This is a genomic window from Flavisphingomonas formosensis, from assembly GCF_009755815.1.
Lineage (GTDB): Bacteria > Pseudomonadota > Alphaproteobacteria > Sphingomonadales > Sphingomonadaceae > Flavisphingomonas > Flavisphingomonas formosensis.
In genome coordinates this window covers 22,547-46,375 of sequence record NZ_WRPK01000001.1, presented here as the reverse complement: position 1 = coordinate 46,375, position 23,829 = coordinate 22,547, and the positions used below count along the sequence as shown (strand labels likewise).

General features: G+C 66.9%; 26 protein-coding genes and 1 pseudogene. 6 read left to right on the top strand and 21 right to left on the bottom strand.

The annotated features are described in order from the left end of the window. Positions 1–7: 7 nt before the first annotated feature. The 4 genes from GQY20_RS00215 to hisS all read right to left on the bottom strand — a co-directional run bounded on the left by GQY20_RS00215 (position 8) and on the right by hisS (position 4,486). Complete coding sequence (locus GQY20_RS00215; RefSeq protein WP_157215035.1) at positions 8–919, bottom strand: DUF4167 domain-containing protein; 912 nt, start codon at positions 917–919, stop codon at positions 8–10. Between the two features lie 266 nt (positions 920–1,185). Further along, complete coding sequence (prmC, locus tag GQY20_RS00210) at positions 1,186–2,043, bottom strand: peptide chain release factor N(5)-glutamine methyltransferase (protein ID WP_157215034.1); 858 nt, start codon at positions 2,041–2,043, stop codon at positions 1,186–1,188. Positions 2,044–2,156: 113 nt separating this feature from the next. Beyond that, positions 2,157–3,239 (bottom strand): peptide chain release factor 1, encoded by a 1,083-nt coding sequence (gene prfA / locus GQY20_RS00205; protein ID WP_157215033.1) that lies wholly within the window; start codon positions 3,237–3,239, stop codon positions 2,157–2,159. Then, entirely contained in the window at positions 3,239–4,486 is a 1,248-nt protein-coding gene (gene hisS / locus GQY20_RS00200) for a histidine--tRNA ligase (RefSeq protein ID WP_157215032.1), read from the bottom strand. Before hisS ends, prfA begins: the two co-directional genes overlap by 1 nt. A 236-nt stretch (positions 4,487–4,722) precedes the next feature. Between hisS and ppa the strand changes: the two genes are divergently transcribed. The 3 genes from ppa (at position 4,723) to GQY20_RS00185 (ending at position 7,987) form a co-directional block, all read left to right on the top strand. Beyond that, positions 4,723–5,259, top strand: a complete 537-nt coding sequence (gene ppa / locus GQY20_RS00195) for an inorganic diphosphatase (RefSeq protein ID WP_157215031.1) — start codon at positions 4,723–4,725, stop codon at positions 5,257–5,259. A gap of 55 nt (positions 5,260–5,314) precedes the next feature. Then, entirely contained in the window at positions 5,315–5,965 is a 651-nt protein-coding gene (locus tag GQY20_RS00190) for a DUF1345 domain-containing protein (protein ID WP_157215030.1), read from the top strand. A 102-nt stretch (positions 5,966–6,067) separates the two neighbouring features. Continuing rightward, a complete protein-coding gene (locus GQY20_RS00185) occupies positions 6,068–7,987 on the top strand; it encodes a M61 family metallopeptidase (RefSeq protein WP_157215029.1) in 1,920 nt (639 codons plus the stop codon). Between the two features lie 329 nt (positions 7,988–8,316). Here GQY20_RS00185 and GQY20_RS00180 read toward each other — a convergent pair whose 3' ends face one another. Genes GQY20_RS00180 through ispG form a run of 4 tightly spaced genes read right to left on the bottom strand, consistent with a single transcriptional unit; the run spans position 8,317 to position 10,599 of the window. Beyond that, positions 8,317–8,670 (bottom strand): TfoX/Sxy family protein, encoded by a 354-nt coding sequence (locus GQY20_RS00180; protein WP_157215028.1) that lies wholly within the window; start codon positions 8,668–8,670, stop codon positions 8,317–8,319. Further along, complete coding sequence (locus tag GQY20_RS00175; RefSeq protein WP_157215027.1) at positions 8,667–9,146, bottom strand: GNAT family N-acetyltransferase; 480 nt, start codon at positions 9,144–9,146, stop codon at positions 8,667–8,669. The genes GQY20_RS00180 and GQY20_RS00175 overlap by 4 nt, the downstream gene beginning before the upstream one ends. Continuing rightward, a complete protein-coding gene (locus GQY20_RS00170) occupies positions 9,143–9,478 on the bottom strand; it encodes a DMT family transporter (protein WP_232475815.1) in 336 nt (111 codons plus the stop codon). The genes GQY20_RS00175 and GQY20_RS00170 overlap by 4 nt, the downstream gene beginning before the upstream one ends. After that, entirely contained in the window at positions 9,475–10,599 is a 1,125-nt protein-coding gene (ispG, locus tag GQY20_RS00165; protein WP_157215026.1) for a flavodoxin-dependent (E)-4-hydroxy-3-methylbut-2-enyl-diphosphate synthase, read from the bottom strand. The genes GQY20_RS00170 and ispG overlap by 4 nt, the downstream gene beginning before the upstream one ends. Positions 10,600–10,694: 95 nt before the next feature. Between ispG and GQY20_RS00160 the strand changes: the two genes are divergently transcribed. Next, complete coding sequence (locus GQY20_RS00160; protein WP_157215025.1) at positions 10,695–11,822, top strand: acyltransferase family protein; 1,128 nt, start codon at positions 10,695–10,697, stop codon at positions 11,820–11,822. Positions 11,823–11,824: 2 nt separating this feature from the next. Continuing rightward, positions 11,825–12,748, top strand: coding sequence for an isoaspartyl peptidase/L-asparaginase family protein (locus GQY20_RS00155; RefSeq protein WP_157215024.1), 924 nt, complete (start codon positions 11,825–11,827; stop codon positions 12,746–12,748). 83 nt (positions 12,749–12,831) lie between these two features. Here GQY20_RS00155 and pal read toward each other — a convergent pair whose 3' ends face one another. The 13 genes and pseudogenes from pal to GQY20_RS00090 all read right to left on the bottom strand — a co-directional run bounded on the left by pal (position 12,832) and on the right by GQY20_RS00090 (position 22,249). Next, complete coding sequence (pal, locus tag GQY20_RS00150) at positions 12,832–13,353, bottom strand: peptidoglycan-associated lipoprotein Pal (RefSeq protein WP_157215023.1); 522 nt, start codon at positions 13,351–13,353, stop codon at positions 12,832–12,834. 76 nt (positions 13,354–13,429) lie between these two features. After that, positions 13,430–14,707 (bottom strand): annotated as a pseudogene (tolB, locus tag GQY20_RS00145) (Tol-Pal system beta propeller repeat protein TolB); the annotation flags it as partial. Between the two features lie 103 nt (positions 14,708–14,810). After that, positions 14,811–15,839, bottom strand: a complete 1,029-nt coding sequence (locus GQY20_RS00140; RefSeq protein ID WP_157215021.1) for a cell envelope biogenesis protein TolA — start codon at positions 15,837–15,839, stop codon at positions 14,811–14,813. Further along, complete coding sequence (tolR, locus tag GQY20_RS00135; RefSeq protein WP_157215020.1) at positions 15,839–16,288, bottom strand: protein TolR; 450 nt, start codon at positions 16,286–16,288, stop codon at positions 15,839–15,841. Before tolR ends, GQY20_RS00140 begins: the two co-directional genes overlap by 1 nt. Next, positions 16,288–16,983 carry a protein TolQ gene (gene tolQ, locus GQY20_RS00130; RefSeq protein ID WP_157216084.1) on the bottom strand — a complete coding sequence of 232 codons (696 nt, stop codon included), beginning with the start codon at positions 16,981–16,983 and terminating at the stop codon, positions 16,288–16,290. The genes tolR and tolQ overlap by 1 nt, the downstream gene beginning before the upstream one ends. After that, positions 16,983–17,453, bottom strand: a complete 471-nt coding sequence (locus tag GQY20_RS00125; RefSeq protein ID WP_157215019.1) for a YbgC/FadM family acyl-CoA thioesterase — start codon at positions 17,451–17,453, stop codon at positions 16,983–16,985. Before GQY20_RS00125 ends, tolQ begins: the two co-directional genes overlap by 1 nt. Positions 17,454–17,592: 139 nt before the next feature. Next, positions 17,593–18,615, bottom strand: coding sequence for a Holliday junction branch migration DNA helicase RuvB (gene ruvB / locus GQY20_RS00120; RefSeq protein WP_157215018.1), 1,023 nt, complete (start codon positions 18,613–18,615; stop codon positions 17,593–17,595). Positions 18,616–18,694: 79 nt separating this feature from the next. Next, positions 18,695–19,111 (bottom strand): RcnB family protein, encoded by a 417-nt coding sequence (locus tag GQY20_RS32755; RefSeq protein WP_157215017.1) that lies wholly within the window; start codon positions 19,109–19,111, stop codon positions 18,695–18,697. A gap of 233 nt (positions 19,112–19,344) precedes the next feature. Beyond that, the gene (gene ruvA, locus GQY20_RS00110; protein WP_157215016.1) at positions 19,345–19,947 is read right to left on the bottom strand and encodes a Holliday junction branch migration protein RuvA; all 603 of its coding nucleotides are present in this window, start codon (positions 19,945–19,947) and stop codon (positions 19,345–19,347) included. Between the two features lie 80 nt (positions 19,948–20,027). Continuing rightward, positions 20,028–20,525 (bottom strand): crossover junction endodeoxyribonuclease RuvC, encoded by a 498-nt coding sequence (ruvC, locus tag GQY20_RS00105; RefSeq protein ID WP_157215015.1) that lies wholly within the window; start codon positions 20,523–20,525, stop codon positions 20,028–20,030. Between the two features lie 236 nt (positions 20,526–20,761). Continuing rightward, a complete protein-coding gene (locus GQY20_RS00100; protein ID WP_157215014.1) occupies positions 20,762–21,505 on the bottom strand; it encodes a YebC/PmpR family DNA-binding transcriptional regulator in 744 nt (247 codons plus the stop codon). Positions 21,506–21,612: 107 nt separating this feature from the next. Next, on the bottom strand, positions 21,613–21,852 hold the full coding sequence (locus GQY20_RS00095) for a DUF2312 domain-containing protein (protein WP_157215013.1): 240 nt from the start codon (positions 21,850–21,852) through the stop codon (positions 21,613–21,615). Between the two features lie 91 nt (positions 21,853–21,943). Then, a complete protein-coding gene (locus tag GQY20_RS00090; RefSeq protein ID WP_157215012.1) occupies positions 21,944–22,249 on the bottom strand; it encodes a DUF1244 domain-containing protein in 306 nt (101 codons plus the stop codon). A gap of 79 nt (positions 22,250–22,328) precedes the next feature. Here GQY20_RS00090 and pyk point away from each other — a divergent pair, with 79 nt between their 5' ends. Further along, positions 22,329–23,789 (top strand): pyruvate kinase, encoded by a 1,461-nt coding sequence (gene pyk, locus GQY20_RS00085; protein WP_157215011.1) that lies wholly within the window; start codon positions 22,329–22,331, stop codon positions 23,787–23,789. Positions 23,790–23,829 lie beyond the last annotated feature (40 nt).

Below are 23,829 nucleotides of genomic sequence, written 5' to 3'. Positions count from 1 at the left end.
CGAAAGATCAGGCTTCAGCGATAGCTGCTGCGCTCTCGTCCTTGCGCGGACGGCCGCGGCGGCGCTTCGGCTTTTCCTCGCCGTCCGGAGCGGCCTCGGCCGCCGGCTCGGGGGCAGGCGCCGAACTCTGCTCGGGTTCCGCGGCGAAGGCCGGCGGCAGGCTGGCGGCGTCGATCCGCTCGCCCTCGGTGCCTTCGGCTTCGCGGCGCGGACGGCCACGGCCGCGGCGTGCGCGCGGCGCGATCTCGACGCCCTCGACGCCGGGCTGCGGCTCGAAAGAAGCCGCGGCGGCAGGAGCGGCGGCTTCCGCGAAATCGAGCTGCGGCGCTGCCTCGGGCCGATCCTGGCGCTCGAAGCGCTGCTGGCGCTCGGGACGATCCTGGCGTTCCGCACGCTCTTGGCGTTCCGGACGGTCCTGACGTTCCGGACGGTCCTGACGTTCGGGGCGGTCCTGGCGGTCTTGGCGATCCTGCCGCTCGTAGCGCTCCTGGCGGGGCTGGCGCTCGCGGCGTTCGCCGCCATGGCCATTGCCCTGCTGCTGCGCATAGCCGTTGCCGTTGCGCTCGCCGCCGCTGTCTTCGCCATATTCGCCGGCGCCGTTGAAATCGCCGTCGCCGTCCTCGTCGAAGTCCTGATTGTCGAACCGGTCGCGGCGTTGATCCTCGAAGCGGCTCCGGGTCTCGCTCAGGACGCGGAAATAATGGTCCGCGAACTGGAGATAATATTCCGTCATCACCCGGTCGCCCTGCATCTGGGCGTCGCGAGCCAGCGTCTTATATTTCTCGTGAAGCTGGTTCGCGTTGCCGCGCGCGCGGTTATCGATCCGATTCCCCCGATCGGGGCCGTTATTGCCACCGTTCGGCCGGGGCGCACCGCCCCCGCGGCCACGACGGCGGCCGTTCTGACGATTGTTGATCAACTGTTCGCTGCCTTCGTCACTGGTGGCAAATGGTCACCACTCCCAAAGGCCGGGCCCACCCCGGCCAAAAATATGTGCACGACTCCCATCGGGGTGGACGGTCCCGAAAATCGGGGCATCCACAGCCTCCTATGCAGAACCGCCAACTTGCAGCGGCGCGGCCATTGGGGGTCGGTCAGGGGCCAGTCGTACCAGTGTCGAGGCCCCCATTCCTGGCGCCTATCTAGTGTCTCGTTCGGCGAAATCCAAGGGGAATTTCGGTCTTTCTACGATGAACCGCCCAGGATCACGCACCGATCCCGTCCGCCCAGATCCTGGCGGATCGACGGATCGAAGCCCGCGTCGCGAAACAGCGCCGAGACCGCGGCCCCTTGCGCAAAACCGATTTCGATGCACGCAACTCCGCCGGGAGCGAGCATTTGCCCGATCTGCGGCGCGAGCCGGCGATATTCGTCGAGGCCCTCCGGCCCGGCAAACAGGGCGGATGCCGGCTCATGCTCGGCTACCTCGCGCGGCAATACGGCCTCGCTTTCGACATAAGGCGGATTGCACAGCACGAGGTCGAAACGGTCGGCTATTCCTTCTCCCCAGTCGCCAGCCTGGAATCGCGCCCGCTCCGCGAGACCCAGCCGTTCCGCATTGCCGCGGGCGATAACCAACGCCTCCGGCGATCGGTCTATCCCGAGGCCATGGGCATCCGGCCATATGTCGAGCGCGGCGAGCAGCAGCGCACCGGATCCCGTGCCGAGATCCAGGATGCTGGCCGGCGCGCGTGCGCCGAAATGATCGATCGCGGCCTCGATCAGCGTCTCCGTGTCGGGCCGCGGGATCAGCACGCCGGGCGCCACCGCCAGCTCGATCGTCCAGAAGGCGCGCCTGCCGGTGATATAGGCGATGGGCTCGCCGTCCAGCCGGCGGCGGAGCAGGCCGGCGAAACTTTCGGGGGCGAGGTCGTCGAGCCGGCCGAGCAGCATCGCCTCACGGCTAAGGCCCAGGGCATGGGCCATCAGCAGCTCCGCATCGAGCCGGGGCGTGTCGCTGATCGTTGCAAGCGCCGTCGCACCGCGCACGATGCCGTCGCGCGCCGTCACGCCTCCGCCCACGGCGCTGGCGGATTCACCCATCGATTCGATCGCATCTTTCTCCCGTCATGCCAGCGTCCGCTGGGATGACGAAGAAGAACAAGCTCCACATCGACGACGCGCGCATGGCGCAATTCCGAGCGGAAGCGCCATCATCAGACATCCAGATTCGCCAGCCTCGCCGCTTCATCCTCGGCGATCAGCGCCGACACCAGTTCTTCGAGACCGGGGCCTTCGAGGATCTCGGGCAGGCGGTGGAGGGTCAGGTTGATGCGATGGTCGGTCACCCGGCCCTGCGGGAAATTATAGGTGCGGATCCGCTCGGACCGGTCGCCCGATCCGACCATCGACTTGCGCGCGCCCGCCCGCTCGCTCGCCAGCCGCTCGCGCTCGGCCTCGTAGAGACGCGTGCGCAGCACCTTCAGTGCCTTGGCCTTGTTCTTGTGTTGCGATTTCTCGTCCTGCTGGATCACGACGAGGCCGGTCGGCAAATGGGTGATGCGCACGGCGCTGTCGGTGGTGTTGACCGATTGGCCGCCCGGGCCCGACGAGCGATAGACATCGATGCGCAGGTCCTTGTCGTCGATCTGCACGTCCACCTCCTCGGCCTCGGGCAGCACCGCGACGGTGGCGGCGGAGGTGTGGATGCGCCCCCCGCTCTCGGTCACCGGCACGCGTTGCACACGGTGGACGCCGCTTTCGAACTTGAGGCGCGCGAACACGCCGGCGCCGGTCAGCGAGGCGATGACTTCCTTATAGCCGCCGAGTTCGGCCGGGCTGGCGGAGATCAGCTCCACCTTCCAGCCGCGTTCCTCGGCATAGCGCTGGTACATGCGCAGCAGGTCGCCCGCGAACAGCGCGGCCTCGTCCCCGCCGGTGCCGGCGCGGATCTCGAGCATGGCCGAACGTTCGTCGGCCGCATCCTTGGGCAGCAGGCGCAAGGCCAGCGTGCGTTCCGCCTCCGGCAGCTTCGCCTTGATCGCCTCGGCCTCTTCCTCGGCCATCGCCCGGATCTCGGCATCGGCTTCGGGGTCGGCGATCATATGGGCGAGATTGTCGAGTTCCGCGCGCAGCCGACGCACCTCGCCCGCGGCCTGCGCCACCGGCTCGACCTCGGCATATTCCTTCGAAAGCTGCACGAAGCGATCGGCGGCGAGATGGCCCGATGCCATTTCCGCCTGCAGTTCGTCGCGCCGCGCCTCGATCGCGGCGATGCGGGACGCGGGGATGGAGACCATCAGCGGCTCACCGCCTCGCCCACCTTGTCCAGCGGAACCATCGTCTGGCTGCCCTCTACGAGATTCTTCACCGCTGCCTCGCCACGCGCGATCTCGTCGTCGCCGATGATCACCGCAAAGCGCGCGCCGCTGGCATCCGCCTTCTGCATGCGGCGCTTCATGTTGCCGCGATAAGCCATGTCGGCGGCGATGCCGGCGCGGCGCAGGCTGGCGAGCAGGCCCGTGGCCACCGCCTCGGCCGCCGCGCCCATCGGCACGATAGCCGCCTGGATGCCGGCAGGCGCGGGTGCGTCGATCAGCATCGCCAGCCGCTCGATGCCGGCGGCCCAGCCGACCGCCGGGGTGGCGGGACCGCCGAGCGCCTCGATCAGCCCGTCATAGCGCCCGCCGCCGAGCACCGTGCCCTGGGCGCCGAGCCGGTCGGTCACGAATTCGAACGCGGTGTGGCGATAATAATCGAGGCCGCGCACCAGCCGGGGGTTGCGCGTCCAGGCAACCCCCGCGGCCTGCAGGCCGCGCGTCACCGCCTCGAAGAAGGCGCCGGCCTCGGAGGAGAGATGATCGTCGATCGTCGGTGCCGCCGCCGCGATCGGGATGTCGCGCGGATCCTTGCTGTCGAGAATGCGCAGCGGATTGCGGCTCAGCCGGTCGACGCTCTCCTCGGACAGCGCGTCCCGATGCGCCTCGAAATGGCGGATCAGCGCCTCGCGCCAGGCTTCCCGGGTCGCCTGGTCGCCCAGCGTGTTGAGCGTCAAGGTCACGCCTTCGGCGACGCCCAGCTCGTGCAGAAGCTGGTCGGCGAAGACGAGCAGCTCGACATCCGCCGCCGGCTCGGCCGATCCGATGACCTCGGCATCGAGCTGGTGGAACTGGCGGAAGCGGCCCTTTTGCGGCCGTTCGTAGCGGAACAGCGGGCCGTGCGTGGCGACCTTGAGCGGCGCATGCTGCTGCCAGCCATTGGTCAGATAGGCACGTGAGATGCCCGCGGTGAATTCGGGACGCAAGGTCAGCGAATCTCCGCCGCGATCCTCGAACGTGTACATTTCCTTGGAAACGACGTCGGTAGTCTCGCCGAGCGAGCGCGAGAACACGGCGGTCGCTTCGAAAACCGGCACCTCGACGCGGCCGAAACCATAGAGCCGGCGCACATGTTCGAACGTCTCGACGACATGTCCGAACCGCAAGGCGTCCTCGCCGAGCATGTCCTGGGTTCCGCGGATGGCCTGGGGTGTGGTGATCTTGCTCATTGCGAGCGCGCTCTTAGAGCCTGATCGCCTGAGGCGAAAGCGGTTTGCGCGCTGTGCAAAGCCGGCCGGTGCCTTCGTTTTCGGGAATGGAGGACAGTGCGGCTTGGCGGCCGGTCTGTCGGAAACGGCCGCAGTCGAAGGCAAAATTAAGGATGTTGGAAATAGACCTTGTGAACGCCGCTGCTCCGTCATAGGCGCGTGCTATTGGTGCGGCGCAACATATCAAGGGGACCCTTGTGAATATCGAGCTTATTCCAGTCGGCGACAATCCTCCTCACAGCCTGAATGTCGTCATCGAGGTGCCTGTGGGCGGCGAGCCGGTGAAATATGAGTTCGACAAGAAGTCGGGAGCACTCTTCGTCGATCGCATCCTGCACACGCCGATGCGCTATCCCGCCAATTACGGCTTCGTCCCGCATACCCTGTCGCCGGACGGCGATCCGTTGGACGCGCTCGTCGTCGCGCGCTCGCCCTTCGTGCCGGGCTGCGTCGTGCGTGCCCGCCCGATCGCGGTGCTGAAGCTGGAGGACGAAGCCGGCGGTGACGAGAAGCTGCTGACCGTGCCGGTCGACGCCACTTTCCCCTATTACAGCAAGGTCGGGGAAAAGGACGATCTGCCCGAGATCGTGATGCAGCAGATCGAGCATTTCTTCACCCATTACAAAGATCTCGAGGCGAAGAAGTGGGTGCGTATCGGTACCTGGGGCGGCGCCGAGGAAGCGCGTACCATCGTCATGGAAGCGATCGAGCGCGCCAAGGCCGCCAAGGCCTGATCGGACACGCTCTTCCTCATTCCATCCCGGCTTCGGCCGGGATAGGTTCGATCGCATGCCGAACCTGAGCCTCGCCATCAGCAGCACCATCGCGCCGCCGCGCTTCCTCGTTTTCGGCGGTCTGCTGATCGCTGGCATACCGATCGCGTCGAGGCTCGGCCTGCAGCATGGGCTGCTGCTGAGCTTCGATGTGGCGGCGGGCGTCTTCCTGCTCTCGCTCCTGCCGCTGCTGCGCAGCCGCACCGCGGACGACATGCGGCGCCGCTCGAAGGAGAATGACGCGAACCGGGCGCTGCTGCTCGGCATCACCGGCGCGGTGATGACGGTCATTCTCGTCGCCGTTGCGGCCGAGCTTTCCCAGAAGCAGCAGACGGACGGCTATGCCATCGCGCTGATCGTCTCGACGCTGCTCATCGCCTGGCTGTTCAGCAACAGCGTCTATGCGCTGCACTATGCCCATATCTTCTATCTGGAAAATCCGGAGGGCGAGGCGGACTGCGGCGGGCTCGACTTTCCGGGGACGAAAGAACCCGATTATTGGGATTTCGTCTATTTCGCCTTCACGCTGGGTATGACGTTCCAAACGTCAGACGTGGACATGACGCAGGGCCATATGCGGCGCGTCGCCACCTTCCACTGCCTGGCTGCCTTCATCTTCAACATCGGCATCCTCGCTTTCTCGATCAACGTGCTCGGCGGCAGCTGATCCGGAATCCCGCCGGGATCGAAGGCCCGGCACGCAGAAGCTGGAACTCGACAGGGCGCTGTGGCCGCGCCAAACAGGGGCATATCCTCTTCGGAGTGCTCGATGCGTTCTTCCCTGCTTGCTATTGCTTCCTGCCTTCTCCTCGCCACGGCACCGGCCGCCCATGCGGCGAACAGCGCCCCCCAGCCGCTCGCCGTCGTCGATACCATCCCGCCGGCGCGCGACGTCGCCTGGCCGGGGACGATCAGGCTCGCCGTCGATGTCAGCGACGTCACGCGCGGCATCTTTCGGGTGAAGGAAAGCATTCCGGTCTCCGCCGCAGGCCCGCTGGTGCTGCTCTTTCCGAAGTGGCTGCCCGGCGATCACCAGCCGAGCGGCGAGATCGAGAAGCTCGTCGGCCTCAAGATCAGCGCAGGCGGCAAGCCGGTCGAATGGCGGCGCGATCCGGTCGACGTCTATGCCTTCCACGTGACGGTGCCCGAAGGCGCCGGAGCTCTCGATCTCGATTTCCAGTTCGTCTCGGCCACGGCGGACAACCAGGGCCGGATCGTCGCGACGCCCGACATGGTGAACCTGCAGTGGAATTCGGTCGCTCTCTATCCGGCTGGCTATTTCGTCAGGAACATCACCTTCGATCCGTCGCTGACTCTGCCCGCCGGCTGGACGGCCGCAACCGCGCTCGATGCCGCGCCGGCCGAGGGCGCGACGCTGCGCTACAAACCCGTGCCGTTCGACGTGCTGGTCGATTCCCCAGTCTATGCCGGCCGCTATCGCCGTACCGAGACGCTGGCGGAGGGCGTGCGTCTCAACGTCTTCGCCGATCGGCCCGAGCAGCTGGCGATGACACCCGACGTGCTGGCCGCGCACCGCAGCCTCGTGGCCCAGGCGGTGAAGCTGTTCGGCGCGCAGCATTATGATCATTATGATTTCCTGCTCGCCGTCACCGACCGGCTGGGCGGGATCGGGCTGGAGCATCATCGCAGCTCCGAGAATAGCGGCGACGGCGATTTCCTGACTAACTGGAAGAATAGCGTCGCCGGGCACGATCTGCTGCCTCACGAATATACCCATAGCTGGAACGGCAAGTTCCGCCGTCCCGCCGACCTGTGGACGCCGGATTATCGCCAGCCGATGCGGGACAGCCTGCTCTGGGTCTATGAAGGCCAGACGCAATTCTGGGGCTATGTGCTCGCGGCGCGCTCCGGCCTGCTGAGCAAGGAGGAGACGCTCGGCGCGCTGGCGATGACCGCGGCGGTCTACGACACCCGCGTCGGCCGCACCTGGCGTCCGCTGATCGACACCACCAACGATCCGATCATGGCCGATCGTCCGCCGCTCGCCTGGCGGAGCTGGCAGCGATCCGAGGATTATTACAGCGAGGGCCAGCTCGTCTGGCTCGACGTCGACAGCCTGATCCGGGAGAAGAGCGGCGGGCGCAAGTCGCTCGACGATTTCGCCCGCGCCTTCTTCGGCCTCACCGATCGCGATTATGGCGAGGTGACCTACACGTTCGACGATGTCGTCGCGACGCTCAACACGGTGATGCCCTATGACTGGGCCGGCTTCCTGCGTCAGCGGCTCGACAAGACCAGCGAGCATGCGCCGCTCGACTGGGTGGCGCGCGGCGGATACCGGCTGACCTATGCCGAGGAGCCGACCACCTATTTCAAGGCGGCCGAAAGCGACCGCAAGATCAAGGATCTGACCTTCTCGATCGGCCTGGTCATCGGCAAGGGCGCCCGTGTGACCAGCGTCCAGTGGGACGGGCCGGCCTTTCAGGCGGGCATCACCGTCGGCAGCGAGATATTGGCGGTGAACGGCCGCACCTATGACGACGATCTGCTCAAGGATGCGATCAAGGCGGCAAAGGGCGGCACCAAGCCAATCACGCTGCTGATCAAGCAGGGTGAAGTCTATCGCAGCGTCGACGTGCAGTGGAATGGCGGCTTGCGCTATCCGCGGCTCGAGCGGGTCGGCGGCGGCGCCAGCACACTCGACGCGCTACTGGCACCGCGATCCTGAGCAAACACACCGTTTGCGCTGAGCTCGTCGAAGTGCTCCCTTCCACCTCTGCGATGGTGGAAGAAGCAGGAAAGGGCTTCGACAAGCTCAGCCCAAGCGGGCCGGGGGTCTGGACCCTGACTGTGCGTTACGGGTTCACACATCCGCGATTTGGAGCTTTGTTCTTCGGCACTCCGGCGAAAGCTGGGCTCGCTCTCCACAAGCATGCCGGGTGCCAGCTGAGAGTGATGCCAGCTTCCGCCGGCATGACGCGGGGAAAAACACGACCCCACCGATGTGGGAACGCCGAGGTGTCCGTGCAGCGATGATCGGGCCGCGTCTCCTCGCGCCTACCGTTTCTTCCGCTTCTTCTTCTCAGGCGCACGCCGCCCCGCCTCGACGGCGAGCAGCGCCCAGCGGCGCATTTCGTCCGGATCGTCATGCACGTCGCCGGGCGCGCGGCGGTAGTTCATGCCGCCGACGCGCCCGTCCTTGAAGGCGTAGCGGAATCGATCGCAGCCCGCTTCATCCCACAGCGGATCGCTCTCGGCGTCCGCCTTGAACCAGAGGTCGTCGAAGCCGAGCAGCGCGAAGACGGTGCCGTCGAGATACAGGATCTTGCCGCCCATCATCGATCGGGCGGTCACTTCGCCGATCGGTGCCAGCGCCTCCTCGATCCAGTCGACGAGGCCGTCGTCGCTCATTGCGCCGCGAGTGCCGTCAGCGCGTCGCCGTCGACGCGCATCACCGTCCACTCGTCCATCGGCTTGGCGCCGAGCGCCTTGTAGAAGGCGATGGACGGAGCGTTCCAATCCAGCACCGCCCATTCGAACCGGCCGCAATCGCGCTCGACCGCGATCCGGGCGAGCTGGACGAGCAAGGCCTTGCCGATGCCCAGCCCGCGGGCCTCGGGCTCCACGAACAGGTCCTCGAGATAGATACCGCGCTTCCCCGTCCAGGTGGAGAAATTGTGGAACCACACGGCGAAGCCGACGGCGCGGCCGTCATGCTCGGCGATCAGGCCATGCGCGTTGGCCTCGGGCCCGAACAGCGCCGCATGCATCATCACGGCATCGGCCTTCACCGCATGCGGCTCATGCTCATAGTCGGCAAGCGCCTGCACGAGGCGCAATATGTCCGGCACATCGGCGGGCATCGCCTCCCGGATGACGATGCTCATGCGTGATTTCCCACCATACGCAGCCCGGTGATGCAGGCGATGATCGCGCCCATCAGCAACAGCCGCACGAGCCCGGCGGGTTCCTGGTAGAAGAGGATACCGACGGCGACCGTGCCGATCGCGCCGATCCCGCCCCATACCAGATAGGCCGTTCCCATCGGCACGATGCGCGCGCCAACCTCGAGCAACGCCATGCTGGCGAGCGCGCAGACCAGGAAGCCGATCGTCCAGGGAATATTGCGGAAGCCTTCGACGTAGCGCAGGCAGGTGGTGAAGCCTACCTCGAACATCCCGCCGATCAGCAGCGCCCCCCACGCCAGCGTCGGATTCACTCCGCAGCCTGTTGCGCCGTCGCGTTCGCCGCCTCGATCTCGGCCGCCTTGGCCTCGACGAGCTTGACGATATGCTCGATCATGTCGGCATCCTGGACATGATGGTCGGTCACGCCGGACAGATAGACCATATGCTTGCCGTTGCCGCCGCCGGTGATGCCGATGTCGGTCTCGCGCGCCTCGCCGGGGCCGTTGACGACGCAGCCGAGCACGGACAGCGACATCGGCGTCGAGATATGCCGCAGCCGGTCTTCCAGCTTCTCGACGGTGCGGATCACGTCGAAGCCCTGCCGCGCGCAGGAGGGGCAGGAGACGACGCGCACGCCGCGGGTGCGGATGCCGAGCGACTTGAGGATCTCGTAGCCGACGCGGACCTCTTCCTCCGGCTCGGCCGAGAGCGAGACCCGGATCGTGTCGCCGATGCCGGCCCAGAGCAGGTTGCCGATGCCGATCGCCGACTTCACCGTGCCGCCGATCAGGCCGCCCGCCTCGGTGATGCCGAGATGCAGCGGGCAATCCACCGCTTCGGCGAGGCCCATATAGGCGGAGACGGCGAGGAACACGTCCGACGCCTTCACCGCCACCTTATATTCGTGGAAATCGTGATCCTGCAGCAGCTTGATATGATCGAGCGCGCTCTCGACCAGCGCCTCGGGGCAGGGCTCGCCATATTTTTCGAGCAGGTCCTTCTCGAGGCTGCCGGCGTTGACGCCGATGCGGATCGCGCAGCCATTGGCCTTGGCCGCACGTACCACCTCGGCAACGCGATCGGACGAGCCGATATTGCCGGGGTTGATGCGCAGGCAGGCCGCGCCCGCATCGGCCGCTTCGAGCGCGCGCTTGTAGTGGAAATGGATGTCCGCGACGATCGGCACCTTCGCCGCGCGCGTGATCTGCCGGAAGGCGGCGGTCGATTCGACATCGGGGCAGGAAACCCGGATGATATCGGCGCCGGCCTCCTCGCAGCGGCGGATCTGGTCGATCGTCGCCTTCGCATCGGAGGTTGGGGTATTGGTCATCGTCTGCACGGTGACAGGGGCGCCGCCACCGACCGGAACGGTACCGACCATGATCTGACGCGAGGTGCGGCGCGTGATATCGCGCCAAGGACGGATAGACATGGCGCCCCCTATAGCGCCAAGAAGGCGCGACTCAAAGACGGGAGCCGATCATCAGCGTTACAAGCCGTACAGCTCCCGTCCTGCGTCATTATGGTTTGGATTGGCTGAGGATCGGCGCCTTCCTGCTGCTGATCGTCTACCATATCGGCCTCTATTTCAGCCCGTGGGACTGGCATGTGAACGCCGCCCCGCCGGTGCCGTGGGTGGTGTACATCCTGCACCTGCTCAACCCCTGGCGGATGACTCTCCTTTTCGTCGTATCCGGTTACGCCTCGCGCGCGCTGCTCAGCCGGTCGCCCAGCCCGGGTGGATTCGCCGTGGCGCGCAGCAAGCGGCTGCTCATCCCGCTGCTGTTCGGCGTGTGCGTGCTGGTCGTGCCGCAGCCCTGGATCGAGGCGCGGGTGAAGGACGGCTATCAGCACGGCTTCTTCTGGTTCTGGATCCACCAATATTTCAACTTCGATCCGTCCGACGGGATCGATACGCCGGCCTTCGACCATCTCTGGTTCGTCGCCTACATCTGGGTCTATTCGATCGTCGTCGCAGCCGGCGCGCGGTTCCTGCCGGCGCCTCGTGCGACCGCGCTGCAGGCTCTGGCAGAGCGCTGGCTGTCCGGCTGGCGGCTGATCGTGCTGCCCATCCTGTGGATCCTGTTCTGGCGGCTCGTCGTCTGCGGGGGCGGCATTCCCAGCAACCGGGTGCTGACCGACTATCAGGGCCATCCGCTCTACCTTCCGGCCTTCCTCTTCGGCTTCGCCCTGGCGCGCAGCGAGGCGCTGTGGCCGTCGATCCTGCGCTGCTGGCGGATCGCGGCGGGAATCGCGGCTATCGCCTATCTTGGCCTGCTGTGGAGCGATGCGGGCTATCCGGGCGTGCGCCTGCCGGAAGAAGCGGGCAGGCAGCTCGGCTTCGCCTTCGCCATCTGCATGCAATGGACGATGGTGGTGGCGCTTCTCGGATTTGCCGAAATCCACCTCAATCGCGACGATCGCATCCGTGCGACGCTGACGGAGGCGGTATTTCCCGTCTATATCATTCACCAGACGGTGATCGTCGCCATGGGCTGGTGGCTGCTGCTGCATCCGATGCCCGTTGCGGCGCAGATCGTCGTCCTGCTCGCCACCACCTGCGGGGCTTGCTGGCTCTTCTACCTGGTGGGACGGTCCATTCCCTGGCTGCGTCCGCTGATCGGGCTCGGCCCGATCGCACGAGGAGCGCGATGACGATGTCCGAACGATGGACGCTACTGATTCACGGCGGCGCCGGCAGCATGCGTCGCGGCGTCTTTCCTGCCGCGGAGGATATTCACTGTCGCACCGGCCTGCGGCGCGCGCTGGATGCAGGTGCCGCGATTCTTGCCGAGGGCGGCGATGCCCTGGATGCCGTCGAGGCGGCGGTTCGCGTGCTGGAGGACGATCCCGGCTTCAATGCGGGACGCGGCTCTGTCTTCACCCATGAGGGCGTCAACGAGCTCGATGCCGCGGTGATGCGTGGATCCGATCGGGCGGCCGGCGCGGTCACCGGCGTCACGCGCACCCGCAATCCGGTCAGCCTCGCCCGGGCGGTGATGGAGCGCAGCCCGCATGTCCTGCTCGGCGGCGGCGGCGCCGATCGCTTCTCGTCCGAGGCAGGGTTGGAGCAGGTCGATCCCGTCTGGTTTCGCACCGAGGAGCGCTGGCGGCAGCTGGAGGAATTGAAAGCGCGGGGCGACAAGGCATTCGACGTCGACATGAAATATGGCACGGTCGGCGCGGTCGCGGTGGATCGCCGGGGACATGTCGCGGCAGCGACGTCGACCGGCGGGCTGACGGCGAAGCGCTGGGGCCGGATCGGCGATTCGCCGCTGATCGGCGCCGGCACCTATGCCGACGATCGTGCGGCGGCCGTCTCCGCCACCGGGGCGGGTGAATATTTCATCCGCGTGGGTGCGGCGCACGAGATTTGCGCGCGGGTGCGGCTGACCGGGGAAGCGCTGCAGAGCGCGAGTGACGCCGTGACTGCGGAAATCGCGGAGCTGGGCGGCAAGGGCGGTGTCATCGCGGTCGCGCCGGATGGCAGCGCGGCATGGTCGTTCACCACGGCAGGCATGTTTCGCGGGCGTATAAGCGCGGGAGAGGATCCCGTCGTCGCCATTTACGGGGACGAATGAGCGGCGGCACGAATGCCGCCGCCCAGTCCGGGCCAATGCGCTGCCTGCCTGATCCTCCCCATTCGTGATGGGGAGGACGAAGCTCAGTTCAGCACCACCGTGACGGCACGGCGGTTCTGTGCCCAGGCTTCCTCGTCGGATCCGAGCGCCGCGGGGCGTTCCTTGCCGTAGCTGATCGTGGTGATGCGTGCCGTCGAGATGCCCTTGCCGGCGAGATAATTCTTCACCGAGTTGGCGCGACGATCGCCGAGCGCGAGATTATATTCGCGCGTGCCGCGCTCGTCGCAATGGCCCTCGATGGTGATCTTCACCGACGGATACTGGTTGAGCCAGCCCGCCTGCTTGTCGAGCGTCGCTTGCGACGGGCCGTCCAGCTCATAGCTGTCGGTGGCGAAATAGACCTTGTCGGAGCCGACCTTGTCCAGGAAGTCGGCCGCCGATCCCGGTACGATCGCCGAGCCGACCTGCGAAGGCGGCGGCGGCGGACCCATGTCGCCCTGAGAGGAGGGTGGAGGCGGCGGCAGCTCCTTCGGCGGCTTCTTGGAGCAGCCGGCCGTCACCGCGAGCGCGGCGATGAGCGTCACTGTGGTCAGCATCTTGGCCATGTCGTATCTCCATCGCTTCATCGTTCAAATATAACGATTCGTCGCCGCACCTTTATGTTGGTGCAGCGCAGCAGGGTCAAGGCAGCAGCGGCCCCCAGCCTGGATCCGAGCCGTCCAGAGGCGTCGGAATCGGCCGCTCATTGACCCCGGTGAGGTCCACGGACCAGATGTCCGCCTTGCCCGAACCCCGGGCGGTCCGGAAGAACATGATCACGCGGCCATTGGGCGACCAGCTCGGCCCTTCATCCTGCCAGCCGTTGGTGAGGATCTTCTCGCCGCTCCCGTCCGGCGCGATCACGCCGACGTTGAAGCCGCCGCCGATCTTGGTGAAGGCGATCAGGTCGCCGCGGGGGCTCCAGACCGGGGTCGCGTAGCGGCCGCTGCCGAAGCTGATCCGGTTCTGGTTCGATCCGTCGGCGTTCATCACATAGAGCTGCTGCGTGCCCGAGCGGTCGCTCTCGAACACGATCTTGCTGCCGTCGGGGGAATAGCTGGCGCTGGTGTCGATGCCGGGCGAGGTCGTCAGCCGCTGCGGCTCGCCTCCCGAAGAAGGCACGCGATAGATGTCGGTATTGCCGTTCACCGCCATCGAAAAGACGATGTAGCGTCCGTCGGGCGAGAAACGCGGCGAGAAGGTCATGTAGGGCTGGCTCACCACCTGCCGCGTCGCGCCGGAGCCCTGATTATAGACGTAGATGCGCGGCTGTTTGTTCGCATAGGTCATATAGACGATCATCTGCTGATTGGGCGCGAAGCGCGGCGTCAGCACGATCGACTGGCCATTGGTCAGGAAGCGATGGTTGGCGCCGTCCTGGTCCATGATGGCAAGGCGCTTGACGCGGTTGTTCTTGGGTCCGCTCTCCGAGACGTACACCACCTTGCTGTCGAAATAGGGGCCTTCACCGGTCAGGCGCTTATAGACTGTGTCGGCGCATTTGTGCGCGGCGCGGCGCCAGTCGCCCGGGCCGACGACGAAGCCCTGCCGGGCCAGCTCATTCTTGGCGAAGATGTCGTAGAGATAGCAGCCGACGGTCAGCGTGCCGTCGCCATTGGCCTGCACGAAGCCCTGCACCAGCGCCTGCGCGCCCGTCGTCGACCAATAGGGGAAATCGGGCGCCGTCACCTGCTGATAGGCGACGGGGTTCAGCGCGTTCGGCCCGAGCGGGTTGAACAGGCCGCTATTCTTGAGGTCCGCCGTCACCACTTCCGCGACGCGTGCGCCGAGTGAGGCCGTGTCGCCCGCGGCGGTATTGGCCGTCGCCGGAGTAGGCATCTTGGGAATCGCGATCGGCATGGGTGCGGAGACGCCGCCGTTGATGTCCACCTGAATCTGCGCGGCGGCCGGAACGGCCGACACGATCGCCGCGGAAGCCGCCAGCCAGCCCCAAAACAAGCCTTTGCGCATTCCGTATACTCCCTTTCGACTGAGCGAACGTCCAGAGATCATTTCGGCTCCATCAATTCATTTGCGCCGGGGTGAACTTGAACTGGATATGGTTCCAGCCATTGCCATCCCCGACATCGTACAGATCGGCCGGCAGGTGGAGCGGCGCGCAGCGCAGCACCGCGCGCTTGGCGGCATCATCCATCTGCTGCACATAGGGCTGGTTGTCCGGCGTCACGCCGAGATGCCCGACGACCGAGGCCGAAGAAACCGAGCCGTCCCGTCCCATACGTAGATCGAGCACGCTCACGATCCTTTCGGATCCGGCGCCGCCGGTCGGAATCTGGTAACAGGGCTTAACCTGTGCCGCGATTGCCGAGGCGAGCCCGGCGATGGACCGCGCATCCAGCTTCGCGCCCTGCGGCGTCTGCGCCTTGCCGGGGCTTTTCTCCGGCTTCACGCCTTTCATGATGTCGTCCAGCGTGAGGCCCGACGTCTTCTTGCCAGCCTTGCTGCCTTCGCCCTTAGGCGAGGTGGCCGGCGCGGGTTTGGCAGGCGCGGACTTGTCCGGTGCCGCCTTCGCGGGCGCGGCCGCCTTGTCCGGCGTTGGCTTCGCCTTGCTGGGCTTTTCCGGAGCCTCCTTCGCGGGTTTCTCCGCCTCCTTCTTCGGCGGTGCCGGCTTGGGCGGCACCGGTTTTGGCGTGGGCTTAGGCTCGGGCCTGGGCGGTTCCGGCTTCGGCTTGGGCTCTGCCTTGGGGGGTGTGGGCTTCGGCGGCGTCGGTTTCGGTTCCGGCTTTGGCGGTACGGGCTTTGGTTCGGGTTTCGGCGGCTGCGGCTTGGGCGGCGCCGGCTGCGGCGGGGCCGGTTCGGGCGGCGGCGCGCTCTCTTCGGGCTTGGCGACCTCGCGCGCGGCCGACTGCGCCGGGGCCTCGGATTTGGGCGCGGCCGACTGCAGCCCGATTTCGCCGACGAGCTGGACTTCCATCGGATCGGATTTGAGCGGGATCTTCGCGCTCGGCATCAGCTTGATCGAAAGTGCCGCCAGCAGCAGGGCATGGGCGACGATCGCGATCCCGAGGCCGTTGCGCTCGGCGCGATCCATCAGGGCTTCTCTCCGTCGCCCTCGCCCACCGTCACCAGCGCCACCTTGTTGAGCCCGGCGTGGTTGAGTTCGCCCATCACCTTCATCACGCGGCCGTAATCGAGCGAGCGATCGGCGCGCAGGAAGATCTGCGGCGCATCCTTGCCGGTGCGTCCGCCGGCCAGCATGGTCAGCCGGTCGGCCAGGCTGCCGTCGGGCACCGGCTCCTCGTCGATATAGACGGCGCCCTTCGGATCGAGCGAGATCTGGATCGGCTTGTCATTCTGGTCGAGCGGGCTCGCCCGGCTGTCCGGCAGATCGACGGGCACGCCGGACGCCATCAGCGGCGCCGCGATCATGAAGATGATCAGCAGCACCAGCATGACGTCGACGAGCGGCGTCACGTTGATCTCGGCCATCGGCGCCCGGCCGCGGCCGCCGCGGCGGGAGGGAAGCGGCCCCATCGCCATCAGCGTTCGAACTCCAGCTCGCGCGAAAGGGTGGAATGGAAGCCGTCGGCGAAACGGGTGAGCCGCGCTTCCATCCGATTGATGCCATGGGTCAGCCGATTATAGCCGATCACGGCGGGAATCGCGGCGAACAGGCCCAGGGCGGTGGCGAACAACGCCTCCGCGATGCCCGGCGCGACGACGCCCAGGCTGGTATTCTGGGTGGCGGCGATGTCGGTGAAGCTGCGCATGATGCCCCACACCGTGCCGAACAGGCCGACGAAGGGGCCGACCGATCCGATCGTCGCGAGGATGTTCAGCCGGTCGGACAGCTTGTCGACCTCATTGGCGACGGCACTGCCCATCGCAGTCGACAGCCGCTGGCGCGTGCCCTCCCGATCCATCGCCGGATTGGCGGTGGAGCGGCGCCACTCGGCAACGCCCGCGGCGAACACCTTGGCGCTCGGCAGGTTCGATCGGCCATAGGCGTCGTGATATTTCTCGATATCCTCGGCCTTCCAGAAATCCCGCTCGAAACGGTCATTCTCCTTGGCGACCTTCCGCATCTTGATCACGTGGGCGATGATGATCGTCCACGTCCAGATGCTGGCGGCGAGCAGGCCGATCATAACGCATTTGACGACGATGTCCGCCTGCAGGAACAAGGCGATAGGTGAAAGAGTCGCCGCCTGGTGGCTGATGCTGATCGATTCCATCATGCTCCCTTGTCTGTTCTGTCCGCACACAGCCGCTCGAAGATCTCGATCCAGGCGCGCGGCTGGCGCCTGGGCCGTCCATCGGGCGAGACGAAGGCGACCGTCACCTCAGCTTCGGTCAGCACATCCCCATTCCGCATGACTCTCTGATGAATGACGCAGGAAGCGGCCCGAATATCCATCAGCCGGCTGGTGACGATCAGATCGTCTTCCAACCGGGCGGGCCGGCGATAGCGGATGGTGACCTCGGTGACGGCATAGGCCCCCTCGCCCGCCTCGAACGCCGCGCGCTGGCCGATGCCGGCGGTGCGCAGCATGTCCGAACGCGCGCGCTCCAGAAATCGCAGATAATTGGCGTGGTAGACTGCGCCGGTCAGATCCGTGTCCTCGAAATAGACGCGGATCGGATACAGGTGGTCGCTGCCCTCGAAACGGCCCTCGGCCGGCAGGTCTCGGTTCGCGCGAGTCATGGTCATCGGCTTAACGACAATATGGGAGGGGTGGAATCGCCGACGGGAGCAGGGGCCGCTGGAAGTCCGTCCGGCGGGGCAGGCTGTGGTGGTATCGCGGTGACTTCCCGCTGCGGGGCCGCCGAGCCGGAGGGCTGCTTTAGTCGAACAGGCCATCCTGGCTGGTCGACGGCGGATTGAGGCCGAGATGTTTCCAGCCTCGGCCGTTGAGGCAGCGCCCGCGCGCCGTGCGGGCGACGAGGCCGAGCTGGATCAGATAGGGCTCGATCACCTCCTCGATCGTGTCGCGCGGCTCCGAAAGGCCGGCGGCGAGGGTCTCGACGCCGACCGGGCCACCGCGATAGATGTCGGCGATCATCATCAGATAGCGCCGGTCCATCGCGTCGAGCCCCAGCGCGTCGACCTCCAGCCGGTTGAGCGCGGCGTCGGCCATCTTCGCATCCACCGTCTCGGCGCCTGCGACATGGGCGAAATCGCGCACCCGGCGCAGCAGGCGGCCGGCGATGCGAGGCGTTCCGCGGGACCGGCGGGCGACCTCGGTCGCGCCGTCCGGCGTCAAAGGCAGGTCGAGCAGCCCCGCCGCGCGGCGCACGACGCTTTCCAGTTCCTCGACCGTGTAGAATTGCAGCCGCACCGGGATGCCGAAGCGATCGCGCAGCGGCGTGGTGATCAGTCCCTGGCGAGTGGTCGCGCCGACCAGCGTGAAGCGCGGCAGGTCGATGCGGACCGAACGGGCGGACGGTCCTTCGCCGATCATCAGATCGAGCGCGCGGTCCTCCATCGCCGGGTAGAGAACTTCCTCGACGGCCGGTTGGAGCCGATGGATCTCGTCGATGAACAGCACGTCGCCATCTTCGAGATTGGTGAGCAAGGCGGCGAGATCGCCCGACTTGGCGATCACCGGGCCGGATGTGGCGCGAAAACCCACCCCCATCTCGCGCGCGATGATCTGGGCGAGCGTGGTCTTGCCGAGGCCGGGCGGCCCGAAGAACAGCACATGGTCGAGCGCATCGCCGCGGCGCCTCGCCGCCTCGATGAAGACGCGCAGATTTTCGCGCGCCGCCTTCTGCCCCACGAACTCGTCGAGCGTCTTGGGGCGAAGCGCGGCGTCGGCGTCCTCTGGGCGGCGCGAGGCGGTCAGAATGCGGTCGGTATCGGTCACGGCACTGGCCTAGCGGGGCTGGGCCGTGCCTGTCGAGGCAGGAAAGCGCATCGGCCCACCCGCCCCGATCGAGGCGTCTTCAGTAGAAGGCCCCGTAGATCACGTCGACAATCCTGCGGTCGCGCGTGCGGACCAGCAGCAGGTCCGGCCCGTAGCGCACCCAGCGATAGCCGCGCGGCGGCGCGCCGACGCCCAGACTGTTCCAATCGCCGAAATAATAGGCGGTAGACAGGAAGATCCGGGGCAGCAGGAGGCCGATCGACCAGCGCCGGTAGCGATAGCCGTGCGGATAATGGAAAGGCGGGCGCTGGATCGGGCGGAAATTCGGTGGTCTGCCCTGGCCCGGGCGATGCGGCGGGCGGACGCCATTGCCGCCGCCGGGGCGGCCGGGCTGCGGCGGTTGGATTTCGGGCCGTCCGGGCTTTGGGGGACGAACCTCGGGCCGGCCGGGTTGCGGCGGTCGGACTTCCGGCCTGCCCGGCTGTGGCGGCCGCATCTCGGGGCGTCCCGGTTGAGGCCGGCCGGGGGGGAAGGCCGGCCGACCGGCCGTTCCGCGCCGGGCGAAGGTCGTGTGGTGGGGCCAGGGCGGTGGTCCGGCTGCTGCTGCGCGGCCGCGATCTCGGGGATCAGCAGCATCAGCGCCGTCGTCGTACAGAGAAGCCGTTTCATGCCGTTCTCTCCCTGTTATGGCGCCTGCACCCTATGTCGGGCGAGGTAGGGCGGCAAGCGTCAGCTCTTTGCGGCCTTGCGCAGCGCGAGACGGACAAGCGCGTCCAGCGTCGCGCCATCCCCCAGATCCTCCTGCGCGGCCGCCACCGCGGCATTGGCCTCGGCCGGCCGGAAGCCGAGATTGGCGAGCGCGGACAGGGCATCGGCGGCGGCGCCGCCCGGCGGCGCTACTGCGACGGACCCGGCGGACCCGATCGGAATCGCGCCGACCTTGTCCTTGAGTTCGTTGACGATCCGCTGGGCGAGCTTCGGTCCGACGCCGTTCGCCCGCGTGACCATCGCCTTGTCGCCGCCAGCGACGGCGCGGCTCAGCTCGTCGGGCGAGAGCACGGAGAGGATGGCGAGGGCGACGCGGCCGCCCACCCCCTGAACGCTGGTCAGGAGCCGGAACCAGTCCCGTTCGCCCGCTGAGCCGAAGCCGTAAAGCGTGATCGCATCCTCGCGCACCTGCATCTCGGTGAACAGCATCACGGCGCCGCCGATCGGGCCCAGCGCGGAGAGTGTGCGCGACGATGCCTGGACGAGATAGCCGACGCCGCCGACGTCGATCACGGCATGGTCGGCCACGCTTTCGGCGAGCGATCCGGAGAGGCGGGCGATCATGGGCGGAGGCCGGGGTGCGGGATCATCGCGATCACCTTAACCGTGCGCCTCGCGCGAAGTCGAGCCGATCGATGCCGGCCTCACCTCAACGCGGCCGGAATGCGCCGCGCGCTGGCAAGATGATGGGCATGAGTGATGGCGACGGCCAACGCATCCGCCGCGTCGGCTCCGGCGATCGCGGTGCCCGGCAGCAGCCGCGCAACCATCGCATGCACTTGCGCCTTTTCCGCGCCGCCGGTGCCGACGACCGCCTTCTTGACCAGCCTCGCGGCATATTCGCCGACCTCCAGCCCCGCTTTCGCCGCCGTCAGCAACACCACGCCGCGCGCCTGGCCGAGCTTCAGCGTGGATTGCGGGTTGGCGTTGACGAACACCTCCTCCACCGCGGCGCCATCGGGCCGGTGGGTCAGCAATATGTCGGTCAGCGCATCGTGCAGGGTCACGAGGCGATCGGCCAGCGCCGTGCCGCTCTCGGTGCGGATCTGGCCGTTGGCGATGTGGCTGAGCCGGTTGCCCGTCGCCGCAATGACGCCCCAGCCGGTGGTGCCGAGCCCGGGATCGAAGCCGATCAGGATCATGCGCAGCTAGGCCCTTTCCCCTTGCAGGCTCTCACAAATTTCCGTCATGCTGAACTTGTTTCAGCATCCACTGCGCGGCCTGCACTATCCCATCGGGAGAAATACTGCCGCCACGTCACCGTCCGACGGCAAACGGACGGTACCCGACGAAAGGTGGATGCTGAAACGAGTTCAGCATGACGAAGAAGGATTCGATGCATGAACGTCGCCGCCTCAAGCGGAGGCGGGGGCGTCCCTCACCCCAGCTTCTCCATCACCTCGTCGGAGACTTCGTAATTGCCCCAGACATTCTGGACGTCGTCATCGTCGTCCAGCGTGTCGATCAGCTTGAACAGCAGCGCGGCATCCTCCGCGCCGACGCTCACCATCGTCTGCGGGCGCCAGGCGAGCTTCGCGCCCTGCGATTCGCCGAGCGAGGCCTCGAGCGCCTTGGCGACTTCGTGGAGCGAATCCGTCGACGTCCAGATTTCGTGCCCCTCCTCGGTGGAGGAGACGTCTTCCGCGCCCGCCTCCAGCGCCGCTTCGAACACCGCGTCGGCGCTGCCCGCGCTGGCCGGATAGCTGATCAGGCCCATCCGGTCGAACCCATGGCTGACCGCGCCGCTCGCGCCGAGATTGCCGCCATTTTTGGAGACCGCGGTGCGCACGTTGGTGGCGGTACGGTTGCGGTTGTCGGTCAGCGTCTCGATGATCAGCGCGACGCCGCCCGGGCCGAAGCCTTCGTAGCGGACTTCCTCATAATTCTCGCCGCCGCCGCCGGCCGCCTTGTTGATCGATCGCTCGATATTGTCCTTGGGCATGCCGCCCTGGCGCGCGGCGAGCACCGCCGCACGCAGACGTGCATTGGCGTTCGGATCGGGCAGGCCCGACTTGGCGGCCACGGTGATCTCGCGGCTCAGCTTGGAGAAAAGGGCGCTACGCTTCTTGTCCTGCGCGCCCTTGCGGTACATGATGTTCTTGAATTTGCTATGGCCGGCCATTGCCGTCTCGCACCTTGTTCGTGGTCGTTTATGGCGCGGTGTCTAGCCGCACGGCACCTGCACTTCAACTCGCGGGAATCGGGCCGGCTGGACGGCCGGTACGGGCATCAGACGAGGCCGAGCGCGTTGCGATATGTTTCGAGCAGCGCGTCCGCCTCGTCGCGGGCGTTCTTCTCCATCTTGCGCAGGCGCACGATGGCCCGCATCGTCTTGGTGTCGTAGCCCTGCGATTTGGCTTCGAGATAGACGTCCTTCACGTCGTCCGCGATGCCCTTCTTTTCCTCTTCGAGCCGCTCGATGCGCTCGATGAACAGGCGCAACTGATCGGCCGCGACGTTATCCGACATAGTTCAACTCCTCAGGATGCAGAAACTGGCCGCTCGTCCCGGAGTGGGGAGAACGGAAAGCCGGAGCCTCTAGGCGAGCGGGCCGGACGGCTCAAGCATGCGATGCGGCATTCTTCGCGACGCTCTCTTCCATTCGCCGCAACTGCTCGGGCGTCGCTTCCGCCTGATGTGCCTTTTTCCATTCGGAATAGGGCATGCCGTAGACCGCATGACGCGCCGTCTCCCGGTCCATGGCACCGCCCGAGGCTTCGGATACCCAGTCCGCCAGGCAGTTGCGGCAGAAACCGGCGAGTCCCATCAGATCGACATTCTGGGCATCGGTGCGATGTCGCAAATGGCCGATCAGCCGGCGGAAGGCGGCTGCCGCGGCGGCATCGTCTATTTCTGGCGCACTCATCTTTCTCTCCCGGGGTTGACCTGTGGCATTCACCCATTAGGGGCCGGACCCGTCGGGGGACAAGGCCGGAGGATCGAGTTTGACCACCCATATCGCGCCCCGTCGGCGCAAGGTTCGCGTGCTTTCGACGCTTGGCCCCGCCAGCCGCTCGCCGGAGATGATCCGCAAGCTGTTCATGGCGGGCGCGGACGCCTTCCGGCTGAACATGAGCCACGGCACGCATGACGATCATGCCGCGTCGGTGGCGGCCATTCGCGCCATGGAAAAGGAACTCGGCCGTCCGACCACGATCCTCGCTGACCTGCAGGGGCCGAAGCTGCGCGTCGGCAATTTCAAGGGCGGCATGGCCGTCCTCGACCATGGCGCGACCTTCGTTCTCGACCGCGGCAAGGCGCCCGGCGATGCGACTCGCGTCAACCTGCCCCATCCGGAGATCTTCCTGGCGCTGCGCGAAGGCGCGCGCCTGCTGCTGGACGACGGCAAGATGGTGCTGCGCGTGCTCGCTGCCACCAAGGACCGGATCGAGACGCGCGTCGAGGTGGGCGGTGTGCTCTCGAACCACAAGGGGCTCAATGTGCCCGACGTGGTCGTGCCGATGGCGGCACTGACCGACAAGGACCGGCTCGATCTCGCCTTCGCGCTGGAACAGGATGTCGACTGGATCGCGCTCAGCTTCGTGCAGCGGCCGGAGGACGTGGCCGAGGCGCGGCGGTTGATCGGCGGCAAGGCCTCGCTGCTCGCCAAGATCGAGAAGCCCTCGGCGATCGAGCGACTGGACGAGATTCTCGAGCTCGCCGATGCGGTGATGGTGGCGCGCGGCGACCTCGGCGTGGAGCTGCCGCCCGAGCGGGTGCCGCCGCTGCAGAAGCGCATCGTGGAAAGCGCGCGGCGGCTCGGCCGGCCGGTGGTCGTCGCCACGCAGATGCTCGAATCGATGATCAAGGCGCCGACGCCGACCCGCGCCGAGGTCTCGGATGTGGCGACTGCCGTCTATGACGGCGCCGATGCGATCATGCTCTCGGCCGAATCCGCGGCGGGCGACTGGCCCGAGGAATCGGTGGCGATGATGGATCGCATCGCCGCCGCGGTGGAGGCCGATCCCGCGCATCAGGCGCGCGTCCATTTCACCGAGACGCTGCCCGATCCGACCACCGCCGACGCGCTGGCCGAGGCGGCGGCGCAGATCAGCCAGACGGTCTCGGCCGCGGCGATCATCTGTTTCACCCTGTCCGGGTCGACCGCGCGGCGCATCGCGCGCGAGCGGCCGTCGGTGCCGCTGCTCGTGCTCACGCCGCGCCAGGCGACGGCGCGGCGGCTCGGTCTGCTATGGGGCGCGCATGCCGTGCATACCAAGGACGTGGCCAGCTTCGAGGAAATGGTGGGCAAGGCCAAGCGCATGGCGTTGCGCCAGGGAATCGCGAAGGCAGGCGATCGCATCATCATCATGGCCGGCATTCCCTTCGCGACGCCCGGATCGACCAACGTCATCCATGTCGTTCGCCTGCTCGGCGACGAACTGAAGGGGCACCGCGCCCTCTGAACCGCTCCGTCCATTCCGGAGCAGATCGTTTCGGGATCAA